General features: G+C 62.6%; 23 protein-coding genes. 9 read left to right on the top strand and 14 right to left on the bottom strand.

From position 1 onward, the window contains the following. Positions 1–128 precede the first annotated feature (128 nt). The 3 genes from KBW81_RS12010 to truA all read right to left on the bottom strand — a co-directional run bounded on the left by KBW81_RS12010 (position 129) and on the right by truA (position 7,627). Positions 129–4,904, bottom strand: coding sequence for a translocation/assembly module TamB domain-containing protein (locus tag KBW81_RS12010; RefSeq protein WP_254247328.1), 4,776 nt, complete (start codon positions 4,902–4,904; stop codon positions 129–131). Then, positions 4,901–6,700, bottom strand: coding sequence for an autotransporter assembly complex protein TamA (locus tag KBW81_RS12005; RefSeq protein WP_254247327.1), 1,800 nt, complete (start codon positions 6,698–6,700; stop codon positions 4,901–4,903). The genes KBW81_RS12010 and KBW81_RS12005 overlap by 4 nt, the downstream gene beginning before the upstream one ends. A 159-nt stretch (positions 6,701–6,859) precedes the next feature. Further along, the gene (gene truA, locus KBW81_RS12000) at positions 6,860–7,627 is read right to left on the bottom strand and encodes a tRNA pseudouridine(38-40) synthase TruA (RefSeq protein WP_254247326.1); all 768 of its coding nucleotides are present in this window, start codon (positions 7,625–7,627) and stop codon (positions 6,860–6,862) included. A 127-nt stretch (positions 7,628–7,754) separates the two neighbouring features. Here truA and KBW81_RS11995 point away from each other — a divergent pair, with 127 nt between their 5' ends. Together KBW81_RS11995 and KBW81_RS11990 are read left to right on the top strand one after the other, a co-directional pair. After that, a complete protein-coding gene (locus KBW81_RS11995; protein WP_254249059.1) occupies positions 7,755–9,149 on the top strand; it encodes a YcjX family GTP-binding protein in 1,395 nt (464 codons plus the stop codon). Further along, positions 9,146–10,126, top strand: a complete 981-nt coding sequence (locus KBW81_RS11990; protein WP_254247325.1) for a YcjF family protein — start codon at positions 9,146–9,148, stop codon at positions 10,124–10,126. Before KBW81_RS11995 ends, KBW81_RS11990 begins: the two co-directional genes overlap by 4 nt. On the opposite strand, the gene KBW81_RS11985 is transcribed toward KBW81_RS11990, so the two are convergent. Then, the gene (locus KBW81_RS11985) at positions 10,123–11,016 is read right to left on the bottom strand and encodes a zinc ABC transporter substrate-binding protein (protein ID WP_254247324.1); all 894 of its coding nucleotides are present in this window, start codon (positions 11,014–11,016) and stop codon (positions 10,123–10,125) included. The genes KBW81_RS11990 and KBW81_RS11985 overlap by 4 nt on opposite strands. A 68-nt stretch (positions 11,017–11,084) precedes the next feature. On the opposite strand from KBW81_RS11985, the gene KBW81_RS11980 reads away from it, so the two are divergent. The 6 genes from KBW81_RS11980 (at position 11,085) to KBW81_RS11955 (ending at position 15,089) form a co-directional block, all read left to right on the top strand. Further along, complete coding sequence (locus tag KBW81_RS11980; RefSeq protein ID WP_090186756.1) at positions 11,085–11,552, top strand: Fur family transcriptional regulator; 468 nt, start codon at positions 11,085–11,087, stop codon at positions 11,550–11,552. Further along, positions 11,549–12,334: an ATP-binding cassette domain-containing protein gene (locus tag KBW81_RS11975; protein ID WP_254249058.1), complete on the top strand. Its 786-nt coding sequence runs from the start codon at positions 11,549–11,551 to the stop codon at positions 12,332–12,334. Before KBW81_RS11980 ends, KBW81_RS11975 begins: the two co-directional genes overlap by 4 nt. Then, positions 12,327–13,133: an iron chelate uptake ABC transporter family permease subunit gene (locus KBW81_RS11970; RefSeq protein ID WP_254249057.1), complete on the top strand. Its 807-nt coding sequence runs from the start codon at positions 12,327–12,329 to the stop codon at positions 13,131–13,133. The genes KBW81_RS11975 and KBW81_RS11970 overlap by 8 nt, the downstream gene beginning before the upstream one ends. 70 nt (positions 13,134–13,203) lie before the next feature. After that, positions 13,204–13,677 carry a CAP domain-containing protein gene (locus KBW81_RS11965; protein ID WP_090186748.1) on the top strand — a complete coding sequence of 158 codons (474 nt, stop codon included), beginning with the start codon at positions 13,204–13,206 and terminating at the stop codon, positions 13,675–13,677. 59 nt (positions 13,678–13,736) lie between these two features. After that, positions 13,737–14,636 carry a methionyl-tRNA formyltransferase gene (fmt, locus tag KBW81_RS11960; RefSeq protein WP_254247323.1) on the top strand — a complete coding sequence of 300 codons (900 nt, stop codon included), beginning with the start codon at positions 13,737–13,739 and terminating at the stop codon, positions 14,634–14,636. Positions 14,637–14,651: 15 nt separating this feature from the next. Next, the gene (locus tag KBW81_RS11955) at positions 14,652–15,089 is read left to right on the top strand and encodes a VOC family protein (protein WP_254247322.1); all 438 of its coding nucleotides are present in this window, start codon (positions 14,652–14,654) and stop codon (positions 15,087–15,089) included. Here KBW81_RS11955 and purU read toward each other — a convergent pair. Then, entirely contained in the window at positions 15,086–15,970 is an 885-nt protein-coding gene (gene purU / locus KBW81_RS11950; protein ID WP_254247321.1) for a formyltetrahydrofolate deformylase, read from the bottom strand. The two genes, KBW81_RS11955 and purU, sit on opposite strands and share 4 nt — an antisense overlap. A gap of 126 nt (positions 15,971–16,096) precedes the next feature. After that, entirely contained in the window at positions 16,097–16,738 is a 642-nt protein-coding gene (locus KBW81_RS11945) for a ribonuclease T2 family protein (RefSeq protein WP_411914366.1), read from the bottom strand. A 128-nt stretch (positions 16,739–16,866) separates the two neighbouring features. Between KBW81_RS11945 and KBW81_RS11940 the strand changes: the two genes are divergently transcribed. After that, entirely contained in the window at positions 16,867–17,646 is a 780-nt protein-coding gene (locus KBW81_RS11940) for a DUF1013 domain-containing protein (RefSeq protein WP_090186738.1), read from the top strand. Between the two features lie 63 nt (positions 17,647–17,709). Here KBW81_RS11940 and ccoS read toward each other — a convergent pair whose 3' ends face one another. From ccoS to ccoN, 8 genes are all read right to left on the bottom strand, one after another. Then, positions 17,710–17,859: a cbb3-type cytochrome oxidase assembly protein CcoS gene (gene ccoS, locus KBW81_RS11935; protein ID WP_254247319.1), complete on the bottom strand. Its 150-nt coding sequence runs from the start codon at positions 17,857–17,859 to the stop codon at positions 17,710–17,712. Continuing rightward, positions 17,856–19,973 (bottom strand): heavy metal translocating P-type ATPase, encoded by a 2,118-nt coding sequence (locus KBW81_RS11930; protein ID WP_254247318.1) that lies wholly within the window; start codon positions 19,971–19,973, stop codon positions 17,856–17,858. Before KBW81_RS11930 ends, ccoS begins: the two co-directional genes overlap by 4 nt. Further along, on the bottom strand, positions 19,970–20,425 hold the full coding sequence (locus KBW81_RS11925) for a FixH family protein (RefSeq protein ID WP_254247317.1): 456 nt from the start codon (positions 20,423–20,425) through the stop codon (positions 19,970–19,972). Before KBW81_RS11925 ends, KBW81_RS11930 begins: the two co-directional genes overlap by 4 nt. After that, on the bottom strand, positions 20,422–21,903 hold the full coding sequence (gene ccoG / locus KBW81_RS11920) for a cytochrome c oxidase accessory protein CcoG (protein ID WP_254247316.1): 1,482 nt from the start codon (positions 21,901–21,903) through the stop codon (positions 20,422–20,424). The genes KBW81_RS11925 and ccoG overlap by 4 nt, the downstream gene beginning before the upstream one ends. A gap of 118 nt (positions 21,904–22,021) precedes the next feature. Further along, complete coding sequence (gene ccoP / locus KBW81_RS11915; RefSeq protein ID WP_254247315.1) at positions 22,022–22,927, bottom strand: cytochrome-c oxidase, cbb3-type subunit III; 906 nt, start codon at positions 22,925–22,927, stop codon at positions 22,022–22,024. Further along, positions 22,920–23,144 carry a cbb3-type cytochrome c oxidase subunit 3 gene (locus KBW81_RS11910; RefSeq protein ID WP_090186727.1) on the bottom strand — a complete coding sequence of 75 codons (225 nt, stop codon included), beginning with the start codon at positions 23,142–23,144 and terminating at the stop codon, positions 22,920–22,922. The genes ccoP and KBW81_RS11910 overlap by 8 nt, the downstream gene beginning before the upstream one ends. Positions 23,145–23,153: 9 nt before the next feature. Continuing rightward, positions 23,154–23,879, bottom strand: coding sequence for a cytochrome-c oxidase, cbb3-type subunit II (ccoO, locus tag KBW81_RS11905; protein ID WP_090186725.1), 726 nt, complete (start codon positions 23,877–23,879; stop codon positions 23,154–23,156). An 11-nt stretch (positions 23,880–23,890) separates the two neighbouring features. Next, positions 23,891–25,501, bottom strand: coding sequence for a cytochrome-c oxidase, cbb3-type subunit I (ccoN, locus tag KBW81_RS11900; protein WP_175499192.1), 1,611 nt, complete (start codon positions 25,499–25,501; stop codon positions 23,891–23,893). Positions 25,502–25,613: the final 112 nt, after the last annotated feature.

Genomic DNA, 25,613 nt, shown 5'->3' with positions numbered 1-25,613 from the left:
TTGCGCGGGCAATTGCCTTGCAAAGGATGGGCTGCGCGGGGGCTCGTGTCCACGTCTGCAGCCAGCATATGGCGCACAGCATATGTGCGATACTGGCCCCGCCGCGCAGGGCGGGGCCTTAATTGCGCTTAGTAATCGCGCTCAAAGAAGATACCGACGCTGGTCTCGCCGTCAGCACCGGCGGTGCCCTTGGCGGTAATCTCGTCGGTGATATCAAGGTTCAGGTTGATCTCTGTCGTGCCGTCGCTGCCGATCGTGACGTCGGTATAGATATTATCCGACAGGTATTTACCGGCCCGCACCGCCGCGTTGCCCTCGTCATCCGTCGTCACGTCGAAATCGTCCAGCCCGATGCCAGAGCGGAAGCCGTCAATTAGCCCGCCGCCTCCGCGCCCCGCCAGCTCTGCCACGGCGGCAGCCAGTTGGACCGCCTGCAAAGGCGAGATTTCAGAGATATCGCGGCCAAAGATCAGCTGCGCCAAGACTTCATCCTGCGGCAGGCTTGGCGTCGATTCAAAGGTGACCTCTGGATCGTTGGCCGGACCTTCGACGATGATGTTGATCGTCGTGCCTGTGTCTGCCTCTGTCGTGGCGACAAGGCGGATGTAGGGGATGAAATCACCTTGCAGGCTGGCAGAACCTTCGGACAAATCAAAGCGTTGCTGCAGGATGCTGATCCGGCCACGTTGCAGATCGAATTGACCGACGGGCACGATATTCGCCGTCGTGCCGCCCAGTGTCAGGCTGCCGCCCAGTTCGGCATCCAGCCCGCGACCACGAATGAATATCCGGTTCGGCGCATCGACCCGCACGTCCAGTGGAAAGGCCGGCCCGCTGGCGGTTTCTGTTTGCGCCGTGTTTGACGCATTCACCGCCACATCGGCCCGGTTCAGCGTCAGGCGCACGGCGGCGCTGGGGTTCAGGTGGGTAACGTCGGGCAATTCGCCCAAGGCGCTGGTGCCAGAGGATGGCACCTGAATGTTCGTCTCTCCAAGCGTCAGCAGACCGGCAATCCGCGCGCCGCCGGTCAGCGCACCGTTGACGGTGATCTGGCCGTTCACGACAGTCTCATAAAGCTCGGGGTCGATCAGTTCGACGGCGTTCACGTTCAGCGTCAGATCTGCGTTATAGGGTGCGGTCAGGGCTACCGGGCCACTGATCGCGATGCCGCCGCCGGATTGGACGTTGCCGGTCAGATTGACCTGCGCATTGGCCCCGTTCAAGGCGATGGTCGCGTTGATATCCTCCAGTGCCTGTCCCAGTGACGGGGCAGACAGGCGGGCACCGGTGGTGCTGATCTGGCCGGTCACCGATGACAGGGCAGGGGGGCCGTTCGCCGACAGATCAAAGGTGGTGATCCCGTCGATGTTGCGCGGCGCGATAAAGGGGTTCGCCAGCGCCAGCGGCGCGCTGCCGTTCACGTCGATATCTAGGTTGCCGTTACCCGCAACCTGTCCGCTGGCCGTGGCTGCAATGCCGCCCGGTCCGGTGGCGTCGATGTTCAGGGTATAGCCGCCAGCCGCCGTGCGGCCGATCTGGCCTTGGGCTGTGACCGGGCCGGACAAGGCGTCCGTGAACAGGCCCACATCCGCCAGACGGGCGTCAATCGTGCCATTGGCCGCGCCGCCGCCCGCGGCGCTCAAGTTGCCGCTGGCGGTCAGTTGCGGGAATTGTACATCAAAGCTGCGCAGCGTGATGTCGCTGCCCGATTTGGCCGCATCCAGCACGATCCGCCCTTGGCCGCGCAGCAGTTGGTCGACCTGTTCGTTGCCGATGGCAAGGTTGCCCGTTGTCGCGTTCAGTTGCGCGTCAAGCTGGCTTAGGTCTGGCAGCAGCGTGCCATTCGCCGTCAGGTTCACGCTGCCTGACACCGGCTGACCCGTCAATGCGGCAAAGCTGGCAAGGTTCGCGACAGAGGCATCAAGGTTGCCTGTGATGCGGTAGTCATCCTCTTGCGGGGCGACCTGCGCGTCCAGCGTCACATCCGCGCCAGAGCCGTTGGCCGTCAGGTTGACCTGCGCCGTGCCCGCCGCGTTGCGGTCTGCGGTCAGGTCAATCGCCAGCGGCCCGTTCAGCCCGCCCGCCAGCGCGCCCGCGTCGTTCAGCCGTGCGGTAATGTCAGCAGCGAGCGGTCCCGTCAGCCCGCCATTGGCGCTGCCCTGCACGGTCAGTTGCGGTGTGGCGATATCAAGGTTCGTCAGCGCAAAGGCGTCTGGCCCGCTGCGCGCCACGCCGCCGCTGATCGTGCCGGGGCCTGCCATCAGGGCATCAACCTGCGGGATATCGACCTTCAGGCTGCGGGTGCTGCCATCCAGCGTCACGTCAAACAGGCTTAGGTCCGGCAGCAAAGTGCCGTCTAGCGTCACATCGACACCGCCGCCCAGCGTGCGGCCCGCAAGGTTCGAATAGGGGGCGAGTTCGGCCACGGCCGCCTTGATCGTGCCGGTCAGGCGGTAATCATCGACAGGGGCCGCGATCTGAACGTCGGCGTTAATATTGGTGCCGGGGCCATTTGCCGTCAGCACCGCATCCGTGACGCCTGCGTCATCGCGGTCTGCATTCAGTGCCACGGTCAGCGGTCCGGTCAGGCCGGGGGCGATCAGGCCCATGTTTGCGATGCGCGCATTGGCATTCGCGGTCAGTGGCCCGGTCATGCCGCCGTCGGCGTCGGCCGTCAGGGACAGCTGCGGGGTGCGCAGGTCTAGGCCTTTGATAATATAGCGATCTTCGCCGATATATCCGACTTCGCCCGCAATCGTGCCTGCGCCGGTCAGCAGAGGGTCAAGTTGCGGCGTGCCCGTCTGCAAATCTTGGGTCGTGCCGCTGATTTCTGCCGTATAGCGGGTCATATCCGACAGCATCACGGCATTCACGGTCAGGTTCACGCTGCCCGCCAGATCGCGCCCCGCGATCTGCGAAAACTGCGACAGATCGCCGGCCTGCGCGTTCAGCACGGCGTTGATCGTCTGACCTTCGTCCGACGGATCAACGGTGCCCGTGGCCTCAAATGTCGTCTGCGGTCCGGTGCCGTTCACGGCAAAGGTCACATTGCCCGCGTCTGTGCGGTCTGCTGTGCCAGTGATGCGGGCGGGACCGCTTAGGCCATCGGCAATCAGTCCGACATCTTGCACGGATACGTCGAAATCGCCGGTGCTGACGCCGCTGCTGATGTTGGCATTGGCGCTGACTGTCGCCTCTGGCGTCTCAATCAGCAGATCGTTGATGCGCGTGCCTTCCGTGTCGCGCACGGCCTGCACCGATACGGTGCCGGTGCCTGCAAGCACGGGATCAAGTTGCGACACATCGACGGCCAGATCCTGCGTCGTCGCGTTCAGGAGGATGTCGAATAGGCCGTCGAGCGGTGTGATGTCCGCGATGATATTCGCCTGCGCGCCGCCGCCCAAATTGCGCCCGGCAAGGGTGGAAAAGCGTCCCAGTGCCTCTGCGTCTAGCACCACATTCGCGCGCGTGCGAAAACCGTCCTTCGCGCCTTGCACGGTGGCATCGGCACCGACCTCAATCCCGGGCCCAGTGAGGGTCAAGGTCGTGATCTGCGTTGGTTGATCCTCGTCGCGGTTCAGCATGATACGCCCGGTCAGGCTGTCGCCAAAGGCCTGCGCCGCGCCCGCGTCGTCCAGCTGCACGCCGCTCGCCGCGTAGGTCAGGTCAGCGGTCAGGGCACCTTTTGCGTCGCCATTGCCGTTCACGATAATACCGCCGCCGTTCAGGGCGATGGTGTCGATCCCGAGACCGGGGCGGTCAAACCCTTCGATGTCGAACAGGGCGGTCCAGTCGTTGCTGATGCTTTGGTCATAGTTCAGCGCCAGATCGATGCTGTCGACGTATGTCTTGGGGCCGCTGATTGGCAGCAACACAGGTTCGCCCGCAGCATCGGCAATCTTGCCCGTCAGGGCGATCGTTTCGGGCCAACCGGATGATCCAATCGTCGCCTGTCCCGTCAGGGTCAGTCTTTGCGCTTTCAGGTCAAGCTTGGACAGCGAAAAGATGCCCCCGTCGCTTAGCGATCCGGCGGCGATCAAGGACACGTCGGGGCCAAAGAAACCCTGGTAATCGGCGGCCAGCAGCGGCGTCAGATCGCCGCCGATGTTCAGGGCAAAGCCGGTCTGACCTTCGGTCGAATTCAACGCAAAATCACCAGTGATCCGGTCTTGGCCATCGGTGGCCAACGACATATCGGCGGCAAAGTCACTGATCGGGGCCTCGCCTGTAATCGCCAGCTTCAGCGATGGGCGATCCGGCAGCCCCATCAAGCGCGAGACGATGCCATCCGCGCCTTCTTCGACGTTTAAATTCAGGCCCAGCACTTTGTTTTCGTTGTCATAATTGCCGTTGATCGCAAAGACGCCAGTCTGCCCGTCCAGCCGCGTCGCGGTCACATCTGCTTCGCCCTCGCCATTCGCAAGGCTGGCGGATCCGGTCAGCGATAGGGCCACTGCTTCGCCCAAAAACGTCTCGCCCAATTCAATGCGGGCGATGTCGAGCGTGTCGAGCGTGATGCCGACCGGCAGTTCTGGCAAGGAAAACGGCGTCGCCTCTGGCGAGGGGACGCTCGCGGCATCGGACACGGGTGCGCGTTCCAGTTTGACCAGCTCTGCCGTCAGTTCCTGCACGTCGATCCGCCCGCGCAGCAGGGCGCTGCGGTTCCAGTCCAGCACGACGTTGTTCAGCTCTAGCCAGACGCCTTCGCTATCGGCGACGGTGATCTTGTCCACTGTGGCGCGGGATGACAGCGCGCCCTCAAACCCTTGAACATCCACGATCCGGTCATCGCCCGACAGGTTGTCTTGGATCAGGCGCGTCAAATAGCCTTCGCCGTCGTCATCCTGCGCGACAGCGGCAAAGGGCAGGGTCAGCAGAGTCAGCAGAAGAAGGAGATGTTTCAAAACGCTTGTCCGATACCAATGTAAACTTCGACTGATTTAAACTGATCGTCACCGCTGGCGGGGGTGCCTACGTCCAGACGAATGGGGCCGATGCCCGTGTCATAGCGCACGCCAAGCCCGACGCCGGACTGGTCCGCGCCGTCGGTCAGCGGCGTCGCGCTGCCCCCCACATAGCCGTAATCGTAAAAGCCAACGACGCTGATCGCATCGGTGATCCCGACCCGCGCCTCTAGCTGGGCACCGGCAAAGGATGTGCCGCCCGTGGTGACGGTTTCGCCGTCGACGGTCTGGTCAAGGCCTAAGGATTTATACCCCTCGCCGCGCACCGTGCCGCTACCGCCAGAATAGAACAAATAGTCGGCAGGTGCGTCGGCTTCGTCCGTCCCGATCAGCGTGCCGACTTGGCCGCGCGCCGCGATGGTAAAGCGATCGTCGGTGCCAAAACTGTAATAGCCGCGCCCGTCCAGATAGCCCCGCGCGCCGCTGGACCCGCCTGCGACGGACAGGAACGGCGTGCCTGTGGCCTTGATGTAATAACCGTTCTTGGCGTTCGTTTCGCTGTCGCGCTTGTCATAAGTGACGGACAGTGGCGCGGTCAGCAGCGTATAGTTGCGCGTGCCCAGATCTGTGACCTCTTTCGCGGTCAGCAGGCCGAAACCGCCTTCAATTTCCAGATCTTTGGTGATCAGACGGCTGACCAAGACTTCGGTGCTGGCGCTGTCGATCAGGTAATCAGGCTCGTCCTCGCGGCTGATTTCAGCCGTGGCGGTTAGGTCGGTGTCCGGGCCATAGATGGCGGGGATTTTCAGCGCAGTGGACAGGCTATAGTCGATGCCGCCCGTCCCGCCGCCGATGCCTGCGACCTCTGCGTCAAAGCGCAGATTTTCCGCGCCGCCAAAGAAGTTGCGGTGCATCCAATAGGCGGATGTGCGGATGCCTTCGACAGTGGAATATTCTAGACCGACGCCAATGCGGCGCGGCTTGCTTTCAGCGATGGCTACCGTGATCGGCAGGGTGTCGTTGGGGCCGATATCGTCGGCTTCGGTCAAGGCAACGCTATCGAAGGCCCCCGTTTCGCGCAGGCGGCGCGCGGATTCTGTCAGCTCTTCTGGGTCGTAAACTTCGCCCGTGGGCAGACCTGCGATGCGGGTGATGGCGCTTGTGCGGACCTTTTCGTTGCCGGTGACGGTTAGCGCGCCAAAGGTCAGCTTTGGCCCCGGCGCGATGGTGACGCTGGCGTCTAGTTCGTTGTCGTTATGCCGCGCGACGATTTGCTGACCAGCCGCTTCAACCTTGGCGTAACCTTGATTACGCCATGCAGTGCGGGCGTTGCTGCTGGCTTGGCGGATCACATCGGCCTTTGCATCCTCGCCGGTGGCAAAGCCTTCGGGCAGTTCGGTGCCGGGGGCCAGCGGCGCGACGGATGCGACACCAAAGGTGAAAAGCGGGCCGGGATCGACCGCGATGTCGATGGTGTCGATCTGTTCTGGCGCGGCCAGCGGCGCAAGGTTCGCAGCCTCGGTCCCGTTAACCTTGATCGATATGGTGCCGCTGTAATATCCGGCCGCATAAAACGCGGTCAGCAAGCGGCGATAATCTGCGCGGGCGGCGGCGACATAATCCTGCGGCTGGGGGTCTTCTTCGTCGCCAACACTGCGCGACAGCGACGCATCTTTTAGCAAGGTCAGCAGGCTATCATCCGCGCCGGGCGCGTTCAGAGATACGTCTTGCGGGGTGGCGGCTGTGGCAGTCGTTAAAAAAAGGACAGCAGTCCAACTGATCTGTTTAAACGTCACACTGCATCCCCTGTCGTCGTTGGGGTTGTTGTAGCGTATCACGAAACAAACGCAAATAAACCTGTGGTCTGAAGCTCTATCTGGCGCAGGTTTTGCGCGACTTTGTTAACGCAGCGGCAACAGATTGATACAGGCGGCAGCGCTTGGGCGGTTTAACGCTTAAACAAAGGGATCATCGGGATAGGTCACAGCCGCAAGGTACAGGCCCTGCGGCGGGCAAACCGGCCCGCACGCGGTGCGATCGCGGGCCTCTAGTGCGGTTTTTACCTGTTCAGGCTGCCAATGCCCGCTGCCAACGCGTTCAAGCGTGCCGACAAAGCTGCGGACCTGATTGTGCAGGAATGACCGGGCGCGGACGTGGATGTGGAACATCTGGCCCGTGTGAGCTGGAACTTCCTCGACCCGCAGCTCGTCCAGCGTGCGCAGCGGGCTGTCCGCCTGGCACATCGCGGCGCGGAAGGTGGTGAAATCATGCAGGCCCAGCAGATGATCCGCGCCTTCCTGCATGGCGGCTGCATCCAGCGGCAGCTTGACCTGCCACATCCGCCCGGCATCCAGCGCCAGCGGCGCGCGGCGGGCCGCAAGGCGGAACAAATAGCGCCGCTCTGTCGCCGTAAAGCGGGCGTGCCAGTCGTCATCGACCCGCGCGCAATCCGTGATGGCGACGGGCAAAGGCTTTAGGTGATAATTCACCGCCTCTGACAAACGGAACGGGTCCCAGTCGCGCGTCAGGTCGCAATGGGCCACTTGCCCCACCGCATGCACGCCCGCATCCGTGCGCCCCGCGGCACCGATGGTATGGGGCCCGGGCTGAATTTTGGCCAAGGCGGACTCTATCGCGCCTTGCACGGACGGGCGGTCCACCTGCCGTTGCCAGCCGGAAAACGGGGTGCCGTCATATTCGATTTTTATGGCATAGCGTGGCATGGCGCGGACTTAGGCCGCGCTTTGCACAAAATCAATCCCTACCCAAGGCAAGCTTTGGGCCCTATCTGTCGATCAACCAAGGCAGAAGGGGCAGCGCGTGGGCCTGTTTGACATTACCGAAGGCATCATGCGCGGCGTGGGCAATGCGGCGGGGGCGGTCACCCGGCCAATTACTGCGCCGTTCAGCGATCCGGTGATCCGCCTTGGCGTGACGGGGCTATCGCGCGCGGGCAAGACTGTTTTTATCACCTCGCTCGTGGCGAACCTGATGGACCGGGGCCGCATGCCGCAACTGCGCGCTGCCGCCAGCGGTGCGATCCAGATGGCGTATTTGCAGCCGCAGCCCGACGACACGCTGCCGCGCTTTGATTATGAGACCTACCTGTCGCAACTGACCGCCACCGATCCAAAATGGCCCGACGGCACGCGCCAAATCTCGGAACTGCGGTTGTCGTTTAAGGTGCAGCCAACCGGGTTTATGGCAGGCCTGCAGGGCGTGCGGACCGTGCATCTGGATATCGTCGATTACCCCGGCGAATGGTTGCTGGACCTTGGCCTGCTGGATCAAAGCTATGCGGATTGGTCCAAGGGCGCGTTGGCCCGCTGCGCCGGGCGGCCGCTTGGGGATGACTATCTGGCGCTTGTCGCGCAAACGGAAGCGGCGGGGCCGCTGGAAGAGCCCGCCGCCAAGGCGCTGGCGCAGGCCTATACCGCGCACCTGAACGCGTCGCGCGCGGCGGGATATTCCGACTGCACGCCGGGCCGGTTCCTGTTGCCCGGCGATCTGGCCGGCAGCCCGGTGCTGACCTTTGCCCCGCTACCGGGCACCGATTTCGCGCGTGGCACTTTGGGGCGGGAATTGGCACGCAGGTTCGAATCCTACAAGAAAAACGTCGTACAGCCGTTCTTTCGCGATCATTTTGCACGAATTGATAGACAGGTCGTACTGGTTGATGTGCTGGGCGCGATCCACAATGGCCCGCGTGCGCTGGATGACCTGCGCACGGCGATGGCGGAAATCCTTGGCGCGTTTAACCCCGGACGCAACAATTTCATCAGCCGCATCTTCTCTGGCCGGCGGGTCGAAAAGATACTTTTTGCCGCGACCAAAGCCGACCATTTGCATCACACCCAGCATCCGCAGCTGACCGCGATCACGCAGGCCTTGCTGCGTGAGGCGAAAGATCGCGCCGATTTCGCCGGCGCGCAGACCCAAGCGATGTCCATCGCCGCCCTGCGCACCACGGTTGAAGAAACTGTCGATCACCGCGACGGGCCGCTGGATGTTGTGCGCGGGCGGTTGCTTGATACCGGCAAACAGGCCGCGTTTTATCCCGGCGCTTTGCCCACCGATCCGCAGCATCTGCTAGCCCCCGCGCGGGCAGGCGCTGCCGATTGGGGCAGCGGTGATTATAAAATCATGCGCTTTGCCCCTGCGCCGCTGACCCTGCGCCCCGGCGAAGGCCCGCCGCATATCCGGCTGGATAAGGCCGCAGAATTCCTGATTGGAGACCTGTTGTGAAACGCCCCGTGCTGATCGACCTCGAAGAGGCATCCGATATCACGCCCGCCACAGCGCCAGTCATTTTGGACGACGCCCCGCAGGGGGCCGCAATGCAAAAGGTGGCCGCATTGGCCGCGCGCAGGTCGTCGCCGCTGGGCAAATGGTTCTGGTCGCTGCTGATCAGCATCATCGGGTTTATGGTGTCGCTGGCGGCGTGGAATTTCGTCACCGGGTTGATCGCCAGTAACCCGTTCCTTGGCATGGCCTTTAGCGCGCTGCTGATCATCTTTTGCTGTGTCCTGCTGGCGATTGCCCTGCGCGAACTGTCGGCCTTTAGCCGCCTGCGCCGCATCGACCGTGTGCAGGTCGAGGCCGCCAAAGCCCACGCAGGGGCCGACCTGCCGATGGCGCGCAAGGTGGTGGACCATTTGACCCAGCTTTACGCAGGCCGCCCCGATACGACATGGGGCCGCCAGCAATTGGCTGAACGCGCGCCGGAAATCATGGACGCTGACGGGCTGCTTGATCTGGCGGAACGCAGCCTGCTGGAACCGCTTGACGCGCGCGCCGTGGCAGAGGTGCAGGCCGCCGCGCGGCAAGTCGCCGTGGTGACGGCCGTCGTGCCGCTGGCGCTGGCGGATGTGTTCACGGCGTTGACGTCGAACCTGCGGATGATCCGCCGCATCGCCGAGATTTATGGCGGACGCTCTGGCACGCTGGGCAGCTTGCGGCTGGTCCGTACTGTGCTGACGCATCTGGTCGCAACCGGCGCTGTGGCCGTGGGCGACGATCTGATCCATTCCGTCGCGGGCGGCGGGCTTTTGTCCAAAGTGTCCCGCCGCTTTGGTGAAGGCGTGGTGAACGGTGCCCTGACCGCCCGTGTGGGCATCGCCGCGATAGAGGTGTGCCGCCCGCTGCCGTTCCAAGCGCTCAAGCGCCCGTCGGTCACTGGCACAGTGCAACGGGCGCTGACGGGGCTGTTCGGAAGCGCTTAGGGCACGATGCAGGCCTTCAGCTGCGCCGCGATCCCGGTCAGCAGATCACCATACAATGCGGGACCGGGATTAAGCGCCATGCCGGTGTCGTCAATAACCCCGGTGCGCGCATCAGTGCCGTCGGTCAGCAAATCGGCATAATCCGTCGGCCCGTTGGTTTCGGACATGACGCAGGTGACGGTGCCCGCTTCGACCAATGCGCGCAGCTCTGCCAGATGGGCAGGGCCGGGGGCCTCTGCATCGCTGTCGGAAATCGCCTCGGCGGCGGGCACGCCGTAGCGGTCCGTAAAATAGCCAAAGGCCGCATGCGGTGCGATCCATGTGCCAGACGGCACATCGGCCAGATCGGCACTGATGCGGTCATGCAGTGACATCAGGTCTGCCAGCGCGTTGCCAGCGTTCGCCGTATAGGTGTTCGCGTTTTCCGGGTCTGTCGTGACCAGCGTGTTGCGGATCGCGCGGACCCAGATCATTGCGATCTCTGGATCCAGCCAAGCGTGGGGATCGATAGCGTGGTCGTTATCGCCGACGTCTGCGCCGTGGTCATGCCCGCTGATCAGATCGCGATGCGCCCAGCCCGGCATGTCCATCAAGGTCAGCGTCGCCGCTGCGGGGGCCAGTGTTTCCAGCGGGTCCGACAGCCACGGCGTCAGCGCCGGGCCAACCCAGATCACGATCTGCGCCTGCGACAGCTTGCGCGCGTCAGAGGGGCGCAGCGCCAGATGATGCGCGTCAGCGCCGGGCGGCACGATCAGATCGGGCGTGCTGACGCCCTCCATGATCTGCGCGACAAGGCTGTGCACCGGTGCGATATCGGTGACGACCAGCGGTGCGTCGGCCAAGGCTTGCGTCGTGGTCAAGACCAGCGCGGCGGCGAGGGTGCGAATCATAGGGGGCCTCTTGCAGTTAGAATTGAGCGGGGCTATAGATCGTATGTTATAACATAACAAGGCACACCATGACCGCCACCGGATTCGACCGCCATGACCATAGCGCCTGCGTTTCGGACGCAATCAGCAGCGCAGAGCAACACTGCGCGGCGGCGGACTTGCGCCTGACGCCGGTGCGCCGCCGGGTGCTGGAAATCCTGTTGGAAAGTCACGCGGCGCTTGGGGCGTATGATGTGCTGGCACGGCTGGATGCGGAAGGGTTGGGGTCTAAGCCGCCCGTTGCCTACCGTGCGCTGGGCTTTTTAGTGGATAACGGCTTTGCCCACCGCATCGAGGGGCTGAACGCCTTTATCGCCTGCGCCCACCCCGGCGCGGATCATGCGCCCGCCTTCCTGATCTGCCGCGGCTGCCACAAGGTCGCCGAAACCCGCGCCACAGCGCCGCTAGGGCAGGCGGCATCGCAGGCTGGCTTTGCGATCGAACAGACGGTGATAGAGGCGCAGGGCCTATGCCCCGCCTGTCAGGTGCAACCATGAGCCTGCTGTCCGCGCGCGGGATTGGCGTTACGCGCAATGGTAATAGGATCCTGCAAAACGTCGGCCTTGATATCAAAGCCGGAGAGATCGTGACCATCGTCGGCCCCAATGGCTCTGGCAAATCCACCCTGCTGCGCGTGCTGATTGGCGCGCTGACGCCGGATGGCGGAACCGTCACGCGCACGCCGGGACTGCGGCTGGGCTATGTGCCGCAAAAGCTGGCGATTGATGCAACCTTGCCACTGACCGCGCGGCGGTTTCTGGATTTGCCACACCGGGTCAGCGACGCGGTCGCCGCGAAAGCGCTAGACAAGACCGGCGTGCCAGAGGTGGCAAAGCGCCAGATGGCCGATCTGTCGGGTGGGCAATTTCAGCGCGTTCTGCTGGCCCGCGCCTTGTTGTCGCGCCCGCAACTGCTGATCTTGGACGAGGCGACGCAGGGGCTGGATCAGCCCGGCTCTGCCAGTTTTTATCGCCTGATCGAAGGGGTGCGTCAGAACCTGAACTGCGCGGTCCTGATGGTCAGTCACGAGCTGCATGTCGTCATGTCCGCGTCCGACCGGGTGATCTGTTTGAACGGGCATATCTGCTGCGAAGGCACGCCAGAGGTCGTCTCTGCCGCGCCCGCATACCGCGAATTGTTTGGCACGGGCACGGGCGGCGCGCTGGCGCTGTATCGCCATGACCACGATCACGGGCATGACCACGGGCACGATCATCATCACGACCATGGGCACAGCCACAACGATGGGCCCCACAGCAAGGCACACGATCATGCTTGACGATTTTCTGGTCCGCGCGATCCTTGCCGCCATCGGCACCGCCCTTGCCGCGTCCGTCTTGGGCTGTTTTGTGGTCTGGCGGCGCATGGCCTATTTCGGCGACGCCACGGCGCATGCGGCGATCCTTGGGGTGGCGATTGCCTTGGCGCTGAACATTTCGATCTTTGCGGGCGTGGCGGCGGTGGCCTTGGTCGTGGCCGTACTGATCCACCGCCTGTCGGACCGGGCGCAGGGCACAGACACGATCCTTGGCGTGATTGCCCACGGCGCGTTGGCGACGGGCCTTGTGGCCGTCACCTTGATCCCCGGCGCGCGCATCAATCTAGAGGCGTATTTGTTCGGCGACGTGCTGACCGTGTCCCGCATGGATATCGCGGTGATTTGGGGCGGCGCGGCGGTGGTGCTGGGGGTTTTGTGGTTCCACTGGTCCGCGCTGCTGCTGGCAACGTTAAGCCCCGACCTTGCGACCGCGTCTGGCGTCAATCCGCAACGCGAGAATTTGATCCTGACCTTGCTGCTGGCGGGCATCGTCGCGGTCGCGATCAAGGTCGTCGGCGCGCTGTTGATTACGGCGCTGCTGGTCATCCCCGCCGCTGGCGCGCGCCGGCTTGCGACATCACCCGAAGGGATGGCGCTGCGCGCTGCGGCGATCGGGATATTGGCCGCCGTGGGTGGGTTGACCATGTCATTGCAGATGGACACGCCCGCCGGGCCATCCATTGTCGTTATGGCCGTCATCTTGTTCGCCTTGACCACAATTGGCGAAAAATTGCGTACAATAGGCGGCTCCGCGCCGTGATCTGGGCCTAAGGTTGCCATATTCCCCGTGCATATCTACCCCTGCACCCACTTTCTTGCAGAGGTATTTTATGCTCCGGTCCATCCTTGCAGCCGTCTTTCTTATGGTCACCGCACAAGGCGCCGCTGCCGCAAATAGCTGCGCCATGCCGGGTAACGTTAATCAGATGGCCAACGAGGTCGCGGCTGGCGTGAACGCGCAGCGGCAGGCAAACGGGCTGGCGCCGCTGACCTATAACCCCACGCTGGGGCGCGCGGCCACGGGTCATGCCTGCGATATGTCCACCCACGCGTTCTTTGGCCACAAGGGCAGCAATGGATCGAACGTCGGGGCCCGCGTCCGCTCTGCCGGGTATGCCTATTGCACCGTCGCCGAGAACCTGGCCTGGGGCTTTCCGACCGCTGGGCAGATCATTGGTGGCTGGATGAACTCTGCCGGACACCGCGCGAATATGCTGCACCCGCGGGTTAAGGAAATGGGCATCGCCATCACCCAAGGCGCGCAAGGTCCGAACTGGGTGCTGGTGCTGGGGCGCAGCTGCTAGCAAAACGCAGCGTGCCGCGCTATCTGGTTGGCTGATCCAAACGGGGAAGGGCCAGTCAGATGCGTATTGTTTTCATGGGAACGCCGGAGTTTTCGGTGCCAGTCCTGCAGGCCCTGTATGATGCAGGCCACGACATTGCCGCCGTTTACACCCAACCGCCACGCCCCGCTGGGCGCGGGAAAAAGGATCGGCCCGGCGCGGTACACCAGCGCGCGCTGGACCTAGGGCTGCCCGTCCGCCACCCCGTTTCGCTAAAAGGTTCAGACGCGCAGGCCGCGTTCGCGGCGCTGAACGCAGATATTGCCGTCGTTGTCGCCTATGGCCTGATCCTGCCGCAGGCCGTGCTGGACGCGCCGGAGCATGGGTGCCTGAATATCCACGCCAGCCTGCTGCCGCGCTGGCGCGGGGCCGCGCCGATACACCGCGCGATTATGGCTGGGGATGCGAGCACCGGCATCTGTATCATGCAGATGGAGGCAGGCCTTGATACCGGTCCGGTGCTGCTGCGGCAGGCCACGCCCATTACGCCGGATGAAACCACTGGCGGATTGCACGATCGGCTGTCCGCGATGGGCGCTGCGCTGATCGTGCAAGCGCTGAACCAACTGCCAGACCTGTCGCCGCAAGTGCAGCCAGAGGACGGCGTGACCTATGCGACCAAGATCGACAAGGCCGAGGCCTGTATCGATTGGGCCCAGCCCGCCGCGCAGGTTGATCGCCAAATCCGGGGCCTGTCCCCCTTTCCCGGTGCGTGGTGTGAAATCGGCGGTGAGCGAGTGAAGCTGCTAAGCAGCGCCGTGTTCGACGGCGCGGGCGAGCCGGGTCAGGTCTTGACCGGTTTGACCGTCGCCTGCGGCAGCGGCGCGGTGCAGATCACGCGGTTGCAACGGGCAGGGGGCAAGGCGCTGGACGCGGATATCGCGCTGCGCGGCTTCGATCCCGGCCCGTTTGTGCTGTAGCGGATTGGATCAGACATGCCCCACCGCAGCATACCCTTTGCGCTTGTCGGCATTGATCACGTCGTCTTTCTTGTGGACGACATGCCCCGGGCGCTTGCGTTCTATCGCGATGTGCTGGGCTGCGCGCCGGGTTATTCCTATCCGGCCATGGGGATGGAACAGGTCTGGGCAGGTGCAGCGCTGATCGTGCTTTGGGACACGACCCACCCCGGCGCGGCTGCCGCTGTGCCGCCAGTGGCGGGCGGGCGCAATGTCGATCATCTGTGCATTGCGACCTCGCCCTTCGCCCTGCAGGACATGCGCGACCATCTGGCCCGGCATGGCGTTCAGATCGTCCGCGAAGTGACCCATGGCGGCGCACGCGGCATGGGGCATTCGTTCTATGTGCTTGATCCGTTTGGGAATAAGCTAGAGCTGAAGGGCCCCGCCGAATACCCCGACGGGCGCGCTTAGCCCATCCGTTCCGAGACGTAAGAACCGGGAGAGGGCGGGAAGACGATGGTCTTGTTGCCGTTCAAAAACACGCGGCGGTGGATATGCGCATGGATTGCGCGGGCCAGCACTTGTGCTTCGACGTCACGGCCAAGAGAGACATAATCGCCCGAAGATTGGGCATGGGTGACGCGGACCGTGTCCTGTTCGATGATCGGACCCTCGTCCAGATCGGCGGTGACGTAGTGGGACGTCGCGCCAATCAGCTTCACGCCGCGTTCGAACGCTTGCTTATAGGGGTTAGCCCCTTTGAAGCTGGGCAAGAACGAGTGGTGGATGTTGATGATCCGCCCCGACATGGTCTGGCACATGCGGTCCGACAGGATTTGCATGTAGCGCGCCAGCACGATCAGCTCGGCACCCGCGTCCTCGACCACGGACATGATCTGCGCCTCGGCTTGCGGTTTGTTTTCCTTGGTGACCTTGATGCAGTGGAACGGGATGTCGTGGTTCACGACGACCTTTTGGTAATCCAGATGGTTGGAAATCACCGCCACGATATCAATCGGCAGCGCGCCAATGCGCCAGCGATACAGCAGATCATTCAGGCAATGGCCAAAGCGGCTGACCATGATGACGACCTTCATCTTTACGCTTTCGTCGTGAAAGGCGTAGTCCATCCCGAACTTTTCCGCCGCAGCGACAAAGCCGTTCTGAAGCCCGTCTAAATCCCGCGTGCCGTCATTTTCAAAGCTCATGCGCATGAAAAACTGGCCCGTTTCGGTGTCGTCGAATTGGGACGAATCCGTGATGTTGCAGTCGTTGTCGGCCATGTAGTTGGCGATCGCGGCGACGATCCCCTTGGACGATGGGCAGTTCACGGTCAGGGCATAGTTTGTCATGTGGCTTACTTTTCTTAAATGGGCGGGCAGGCCGTTGTTGGTGGTTGTCTCGCATCTTGGCCTGCTGGCACAAGTTGGAAACGGCGCTGCCGGGGGCGAAAACGACGGCAGACCGTTATGCAGGTGTTAGTCGATGGCCCCAAAGGCCGCGCTGGTCAGTGTGCAATCGCGGATCACGTCCACACCGCAACCGCGCGGCTGCAGATCGCGGGTCAGGCAAATCCGGGTTTCCTGAATTGCGCCGTCTGTGCAGGTGATCGTCACGCCGTCGCGGGGCAGATTTGGGTTAGCGTCGACAAAGGCGTCCTCGATCAGGCTGGCAGGCAGGGTTACGTCGCGGGTCAGTTTGCGAAACGCCTGCGGGATGCGGATGCTGTCGTAGGCTTGCCGCGCGGTTCGGTAATACGATTGCGGCGATAGGCCCGTGCAGCTGCCGTGTTTGTTCCACTGATACCACGCAAGGCCAGATGTGCCCATGATATCGGCCATGCCTGCGGTGTCGCGCCGGGACGGGGGGCCGTATTTGCTGTGGCAATCTTGGGGGTAGCCGCGATCATATTGCGGCCAAAGTCCATGGAGCACCCAGCCAAAATCCGCGTCCTGCGCACATTGTGGTGAGTTGCGCGCACGCCCCGTCAAGTCGCACCAGTTTGGCGACCACGACAGCGACATAACATAATAGTCAAATTCGCCCGCCGTGTCTTGGGCTGCGGCAGGTCCGGCGATCATCAGCGCAAGGGCTGTCAGGGCGGCTTTCATGTTTTTCATCTTCCCAATTTCGGCTGCTTCACCTATATTACATCCAAGTTCCCCGACAATGTGAACCCGGCCCCAGCGGTCAGCCCCTTTAAGGGCGCAGGGAAGGCTTGTCGAATTGATGGATAGGAGTGAAGACGATGTCCGATAAACCGATCATGGCCAAGGCCACCGCAGTCTGGCTGTGCGACAATACTACGCTAACGTTTGTGCAGATTGCAGACTTTTGCGGACTGCACCCACTCGAGGTGCAAGGCATTGCTGACGGCGACGTTGCTACCGGTGTCAAAGGCTTTGACCCCATCAGCAACAACCAGTTGACCCAAGTTGAATTGGACAGCGCGCAGGCCAATCCGCAGCACAAGCTGAAGCTGAAGTTCAACGCATCTGCCCAAGGCGAAGAAAAGCGCCGCGGCCCGCGGTATACGCCCCTGTCCAAGCGTCAGGACCGTCCGGCATCCATCTATTGGCTGGTGAAATTCCACCCAGAGCTGGAAGACGCGCAGATCAGCAAGCTGGTCGGCACCACCAAGCCGACGATCGCTGCGATCCGCGACCGCACGCATTGGAACATCAACAACCTTGACCCGATCGACCCCGTCGCGCTGGGCCTGTGCAAGCAGTCCGAACTGGACGCAGCCGTGCAAAAGGCCAACGCCAAGCGTGCCCGTGAAGGCACAGCGATGACCGATGACGAGCGTCGCAAGCTGGTGTCGACCGAAAGCAGCCTTGGCATGTCGCCGGATTCGAAGATGCCGACCTCTATGGCTGGGCTGGAAACCTTCACCCTGTCCGATGATACCCCGGTCGAGGAAGAAGAAGTCGAAGATAAGCGCGACATCCGCGACGCGGACAGCTTCTTTAACCTGCCCGATGACGTCGATGCGACCAATGATGACGAAGACGACGACGACCGCTAAATCGTTCGCCCGTTTATGAAAAAGCCCCGGCCTGCGTGCCGGGGCTTTTGCGTTTCTAGGGGGTCAGACGCGGTCTTCTTCGTCCAGCAGAATGCGCGCGGCATTGCCGCTGTCGTCGTCATATTGCTGCGACCGCACGGTCCAGATGAACGCGATCAGTCCCGCGCTGCCAAGGATCAGCGAGATCGGGATCAGGATAACAAGAATGTTCATTTCACCCACCGCATCCGCTGCGCATTCAGCAGCACCGTCAAAGAAGAGACCGACATCGCCAGCGCCGCCATCAACGGCGTCGCGATGCCTGCCAAAGCAATGGGAATTGCGATGGCGTTGTAAAGGGCGGCGATGGCAAAGTTTTGCTGCGACAGCCGCCGCGTTGCGCGGGCAATGTGCAGGACCAGCGGCAGATCCTCAAAGCTGTCTTTCAGCACGACAACGTCGGCTGCATTGCGCGATGCCTCTAGCGCGGTGGACGGCGCAATAGAGGCGTGTGCCGCGGCCAGAACCGCCGTGTCGTTCAGCCCGTCACCGATCATCAAGACGCGCTCTCCAGCGTCGCTCAACTCTTGCAGGCGGTCCAGTTTGTCCTGCGGCGATGCACCCGAGATGAACGGCACCGACAGGCAAGCGGCCAGCCGCTCTGCAGGAAGCGCCGCATCCCCGGTCACGATTTCGCAAGGCAGATCAAGGGCGGCGATGGCGGATTCGACACCGGGGCGCACTACCTCTGGCACCTCTAGCGGGCAGGGGGGGGCGTCGCCGATGGACAGGCACAGGCCCGGTGTTGCGGCACCGATCCACGGGCCCCGGCCCAGCCGGACGATCACATCGCCGTAGTAGCCCATCACGCCGTTGCCGGGCACTTCGCGGACCTCGGTCAGCTCTGCGGCAGGGGTGTCGGCCAGCGCCGTGACAATCGCCCGTGACAGCGGATGGTTCGAACTTTGTGCCAGCGCCTTGGCGATTTGGCGGTCCGTCGCGCTCAGGTCATCGGGCAGGTTCACAAAAGGCCGCGTCAGGGTGCCTGTTTTGTCGCACATCACGTGGCTGACTTCTGCCAAACGTTCCAGCGCGGTGGCGTGACGCACCAGATAGCCCAGCGAAAACAAACGACTGACGGCAGCGGTGGACACCGCAGGTACCGCAAGTCCAAGGGCGCAGGGGCAGGTGATGATCAGCACGGCCGTTGCCACATTGATCGCAAAGCGCAGGTCGCCTGTGGCAAACCACCAGCCCGCAAAGGCCACCAACGCCAGCCCGTGCACGGCGGGCGCATAGATCTGCGCTGCGCGGTCGGCCAGCGCGGTATAACTGTTGCGCGCGTTTTCTGCGGTTTCAACCAGCGCGGCCATGCGGCGCAGGGATGTATCGGTGCCGTCGCAGAGCGACCGTAGGCGCAGGGGCGCGGTCAAATTGACCTCTCCGGCTTGCAATGTCGCGCCGGCGTCTAAGCTAATGGCCGCGCTTTCGCCGGTTAGGATCGACCGGTCCATCAGGGCCGCGGTCGACAGCAGCACCCCGTCGACGGGCACGCGCGCGCCCGTCGGCACCAAGACGATATCGCCCATGCGCAGGTCTGCGGCGGGCACGGTTTCGCTATGGGCGCCGTTGATACGCGTCGCGGTCTGCACCTCAAGCGCGGCCAACTCGCGCGCGGCGGACCGGGCGGTGGTGCGGGTGCGGTGATCCAGATAGCGGCCGATCAGCAGGAAAAACGTCAGCGACAGCGCCGCGTCGAAATAGGCGTGTTCGCCCCCTGACAGGGATTCAAAGAGCGACATGCCGGACGCCAGCAAAATCGCGAGCGAGATCGGCACATCCATGTTCAGCCGACCCGCCCGCAGCGCGGTCATGGCCGAGGTAAAGAATGGTTGCGCCGCATAGGCGACCGTCGGCAGTGCGATCATGGCAGAGATCATGTGGAACATGTCCCGCGTCGCGCCGTCCGCGCCCGACCAGATCGCGACGGACAGCAACATGACGTTCATCATGGCAAAGCCCGCGACCGCCATGCGCAGCAGCAAGGCGCGCCCTTGGGCATCGCGCGTCGCCTCTAGCCGGGCGACATCAAGGGGATAAATCTCGTATCCCATGGCCGCCACGGCGGTTTGGACCGCCTCGGGATCAACTTGGCCCGCAACCGACAGCCGCTTCATCGACAGGTTCACGCGGACAGTTGCGACACCGTTCAGGTGCGACAAGCCGCGTTCAATCTTGCCGATGCAAGCGGCGCAGGTGACGCCGGGGACCGAGAATTGCAGCGCAGGACCCTGCGCCGTTTCCTGCGCCAAAGGGGCCGCTGCGCAAGCAGGACAGCCTGACATCATGGCAGGACCGCCACGATCACGCGCTGCTGGAACAGCGTGCCGTCCTCGGCCCGCAGTTTCACGCGCAGGTTCCAATTGCCACCGCCGCCGCCTGCGATCGTGGCCCGCAGCGCGCCGTCTTCAAAGCGGAAATCTGGCGTCTGATCGCGGGCGACGCTGGTGGCGCGGCCAAAGGTTGCCTCTTCGACCGTTGGGGCGATGGGCTGGCCATCTTGCACGATGAACAAGGCCAATTCATTGCCTTGCAGGGTCGCCCTAACGTCCCAGTTCAAACCAACCTGCGCATCGCGGTCGGCGTCAAAAGTCTGGCTGGCCACGTAAGAGTTCTTGACCTCTAGCCCCGGAAAGGTGCGCACGGCCTGCACGGCCAACGTCAGGTTCACCGCGATGATGATGCTGAACGCAAAGATAAAGATGCCAAGGACGTGCCAGCCTGTGATTTCGCGTGTCATTGGACTCTCCCGTTAAATGTCGTGGCTTGGCTGGCGCGGTCGCCTGTTGAGGCGTCCTCGACCCAAAAGCGCAGGGCCGTGTCGTGGGCGGTGGCCGCCGGATCGGACGCGCGGGCGGTGACATAGACGCGCTGGGTCAGGCTGGTGTCGGCGGGGACGGTGACGATGACATCACGATCCGCGTTCCCCTCTAGGTCGATGCGCAGCACGGTATCGGCGGTCAGGCTCAGGCGGAACTCGGCTTCGCTGAGTGATTTGTTCCGCAGCCGCACGTCATAGATATTGCGGATCGCGCCGTCGGATTGCACGACATAGGTCGGGTTGCGCACCGGGCTGACGGTCAGCTCGATCGGAGAGCGGATGAACAGCGCATAGACAAGGCCAACGCCGATGGCAGACCAAAGCAGGGTGTAGACAATCGTGCGCGGGCGCAGAATGTGCTGCCAGATCGGGCGTGGCGGCAGGCCAGACCGCTCGCGCGGCTCGTCCGTCAGGGCCATGTAGTCGATCAGGCCGCGCGGCTTGCCGATACGGTCCATCACATCGTCGCAGGCGTCGATGCACAGCGCGCAGGTAATGCATTCCATCTGCTGCCCGTCGCGGATGTCGATGCCCATCGGGCACACGTTTACGCAGGCCATGCAGTCGATGCAGTCGCCCTTCGTGGCGACCGGATCAGTGCCAGCGTGCAGCGCCTGCGCCAGATCCGGGACATGCGTGTTGGGCACATTGGGGTCGGTACGCTTGCCCTTGCCGCGCGGCTCTCCCCTCCAGTCGCGGTAGGCGACGGTCAGGGTGTCGGGGTCCATCATCGCGGATTGAATGCGCGGCCAGGGGCACATGTAGATGCAGACCTGTTCGCGCATAAAGCCGCCAAAGACAAAGGTCGTCGCGGTCAAAATGGCGATGGTGATATAGGCGGCGGGGTGCGCGGTGCCGTTTAGCAGGTTTCCCAGCAGGGCGGGGGCGTCGGTGAAATAGAACACCCAGGCACCGCCCGTGGCCAGTGCGATGGCAAGCCAGACCGTCCATTTCACGCTGCGCAGCCACGCCTTGTGCGCGGACCATTTGGCATTGTGGAGCCGCACACGGGCGTTGCGGTCGCCTTCAATCCAGCGTTCCACAAGGATGAACAGGTCAGTCCAGACCGTTTGCGGACAGGTATAGCCGCACCAGACGCGTCCCAGCGCCGAGGTGAACAGAAACAGCCCAAGGCCCGCCATGATCAGCAGGCCCGCGACGAAGTAAAATTCGTGGGGCCAAATCTCGATCCAGAAAAAGTAAAAGCGGCGGTTGGCCAGATCAACCAGCACCGCTTGGTCAGGCATGCCGGGGCCGCGGTCCCAGCGCAGCCATGGTGTGATGTAGTAAATGCCCAGCGTCAGCGCCAAGATCCACCATTTGAGGCGGCGAAAGGTACCACTGACGCGGCGGGGAAAGATCGGCTCGCGCGGGGCGTAGAGGGACGGAGTGGACATGACTAACCTGTACTATTGCCCGCCTGTGATAGGAGGCGCGCGGCAGCTGTGCTTTGATTTGAATCAAAACCGCCCCCGACCTTTGGTCAGGGGCGGCGTTACGTCACATAGGGCGTGATTATTCTGGCGCTTGTTCGCCGCCGCCAAGGCTGTGGACATAGACAGCCACGGCGTCGACATCGACATCTGACAACCGCTGGCCCCATGCGGGCATGACGCCAAAGCGGGCCTGCGTGATCGTCTGCGTCAGGCTGGCGGTATCGCCGCCATAAAGCCAGATCGCGTCGGTCAGGTTCGGCGCACCCATGTCGCGATTTCCGGTCGCGTCGTCGCTGTGGCAGGCGGCGCAGTTTTCGGAAAACAGCACTGCGCCTTCTGCGGCCTGTGCCCGATCCTCGACCGTGGCCGACAAGCTGATGACGTAGGTCACAAGCGAGGCGATTTCCGGCTTGGACAGGATGTCGCCAAAGGCAGGCATCTGTGACCAGCGGGCGTCGGGATCGGTGTCGTTACGGATGCCGTGGTCGATGGTCATGGCGATGGATGCAACGTCGCCGCCCCAAAGCCAGTCATCGTCCAGCAGGTTGGGATATCCCAGCGCGCCCGCCGCGCCAGAGCCGTGGCACTGGCTGCAATTGGCACGGAACACCGCGCCGCCCCGGGCGACGGCATAGCGGTGCAGCGGATCGCCGGGCGCGAGCGTTGGCAAATCGGCGGCGACCAAGTCGGCCACCAGTTGCGCGTTCTTCGCCTCGTGATCGGCGATGTCCTGCGCCACTGCGCCGCGTGTTGACCAACCCAGCGTGCCGCTGGTGGCACCCGAGATCATCGGCCAAGCAGGGTAAAAGATCGTGTAACCGACGGCCCAGACGATACAGGCATACAGCGTCCACAGCCACCAACGGGGCAGGGGGTTGTTCAGCTCTGTGATGCCATCCCAGCTGTGGCCGGTTGTCTCGACACCGGTTGTCTCGTCGATATTTTTGCCTTTGACCGGCTTCTTCTCAGTCACATTCTTAGTCATGGGGCTGACCCTTTGGGTTGGGCGCATCCTGATCGGCGCGAGCGTCAGGGCTGGCCTTAGGGGCGGAGTCATTGCGGAACGGGATCATGCTAGCGTCTTCACGGGCACGGCGCTGGCTGGGCAAAAAGGCCCAGATCGCGGCGCTGGCGAAGAAGCCGAACATGGCCAGCAAAATCCAACTGTCTGCCAGTTGGCGCATGAAGGTGTAGGTATCCATCAAAGCCTCCTATCGGCTGGCGTCGGGGGTGAAGGTGGAAAAGTCGACCATCGTGCCAAGCACCTGCAGGTAGGCGATCAACGCATCCATTTCCGAAATGCCGGGCTGGTCGTCAAAGTTCGCAACAGCCGCGCCGGGATAGCGTTCCAACAAGCCAGAGGTGTCGGAATCTGGATCAGCTTGCGCGCGGAAATCCAGCTTAGCTTGCGCGATATCCTCGTCGTCATAAGGAACGCCAACAAAGCGGTGGGTCGACATCAGGTCATCGACGTATTCGGCCTTGGCAGGCGTGGTTTCCAGAAAGGCATACTTTGGCATGACGCTTTCGGGAACAACCGCTTGCGGGTCGCGCAGGTGGTCGACGTGCCACGCGTTCGAATAGCGATTGCCGACGCGGGCCAGATCCGGCCCGGTCCGCTTTGATCCCCACTGGAACGGATGGTCGTACATCGATTCCGCTGCCAGTGAATAGTGACCGTAACGCTCTACCTCGTCGCGCATCGGGCGGATCATCTGGCTGTGACAGTTGTAGCAACCCTCGCGGACATAGATGTCACGCCCCGTCAGTTCGAGCGGGGAGTAGGGGCGCACGCCTTCGACCTCTTCGATCGTGTTTTCCAGCCAGAACAGCGGCGCGATTTCCACGATCCCGCCGATGCTGACCACGATCAAAGAGAAGGTCAGCAACAGCGTCGGACTTTTTTCAAGGATCGCGTGTTTATCAAGAAATGCCATGTGTTTGATCCTTATTCAGCCGCAACAGCGTAGCGTGCAGGAGTTGCGGTTGTGACGGGCTTACCGGCGCGGATGGTCATCCAGATGTTCCAAACCATGATCAGTGCACCCGACAGGAACATGACCCCGCCCAGACCGCGCACGACATACATCGGGAACTTGGCGCTGACGGTGTCGGCGAATGCGTTCACAAGGAAACCTTGGTCATCGACTTCACGCCACATCAGGCCTTCCATGATGCCGGACACCCACATGGAGGAGGCGTAAAGAACGATCCCCAGCGTCGCCAGCCAGAAGTGCCAGCTGATGGCGCGCATGGAATGCATTTCCTTTTGGCCCCACAGGCGCGGTGTCAGGAAGTAAAGGCAAGCGAAGGTGATCATGCCGTTCCAGCCAAGCGCGCCGGAATGAACGTGACCGATGGTCCAGTCCGTGTAGTGCGACAGCGAGTTCACAGCGCGGATCGACATCATCGGACCCTCGAATGTGGACATACCGTAGAAACCAAGGGACAGGACGAACATCCGCATGATCGGGTCGGTGCGCAGTTTGTCCCAAGCCCCTTGCAGGGTCATCAGACCGTTGATCATGCCGCCCCAGCTGGGCATCCACAGCACGATGGAAAACACCATGCCAAGGGTCGCAGCCCAATCGGGCAGGGCGGTATAGTGCAGGTGGTGCGGACCCGCCCAGATATAAAGAAAGATCAGCGCCCAGAAGTGGATGATCGACAGCTTGTAGCTATAGACCGGACGCTCTGCCTGCTTTGGCACGAAGTAATACATCATGCCCAGAAAGCCTGCGGTCAGAAAGAAGCCGACGGCGTTGTGGCCGTACCACCACTGGGTCATGGCATCCTGCACGCCCGCAAAGACTTGCACCGATTTGCTGCCCCAAAAGCTGACGGGGATCGACAGGTTGTTGACGACATGCAGCATGGCGACGGTGATGATGAAGGCCAAATAGAACCAGTTGGCGACGTAGATATGCTTTTCCCGGCGGCGCACGATCGTGCCAAGAAAGACCGCCAGATAGGCCAGCCAGACGATTGTCAGCCAGATATCGACGTACCATTCAGGCTCTGCGTATTCTTTGGACTGGGTCGAGCCGAGCAAATAGCCCGTGGCCGCCAGAACGATGAACAGCTGATAGCCCCAAAAGACGAACCATGCCGTTTTGCCGCCCCAAAGGCGCACGCCGCTGGTGCGCTGCACGACGTAAAACGATGTGCAGATCAGCGCGTTGCCGCCAAAGGCAAAGATCACGGCGCTGGTGTGTAGCGGCCGCAACCGGCCAAAGTTGGCAAAAGGTTGCGCCCATTCAAAGTTCAGCACCGGAAAGGCGAGCTGGAACGCAATGAAGGTGCCGACCAAAAAGCCTGCGATCCCCCAAAATGCAGTGGCGATGACGCCAGCGCGAATCACGCCGTCGCTGTATTCATCCATCGGCGCGGCAGGCGAGGCCACCTCGTCCGTTTGGCGCAGCACCTGCAAGAACAGGTATGCCGAAACCAGCATGATTAGAAAGGCATGTACCTGGTAGGATAGGTCATGTGCCCAATTCGCCCCGAGCGCTGCGATCAGCGTCACGCAGCCCAATAGCGTCAGCTTGACGTAATTCATCAATAGTCCCTCAACGTGCCGGCGCGCATCGCATGGCGCAGCCGGTTCCATCTTTGGGCCTAAAAGATGAATGCGATCAAAACTTTGATCTGCATCAAATATGCGTGTGTTC

This window comes from Loktanella salsilacus, assembly GCF_024206795.1.
In the GTDB taxonomy this organism is placed as follows: domain Bacteria; phylum Pseudomonadota; class Alphaproteobacteria; order Rhodobacterales; family Rhodobacteraceae; genus Loktanella; species Loktanella salsilacus.
This window is presented reverse-complemented; position numbering and strand designations above follow the sequence as displayed.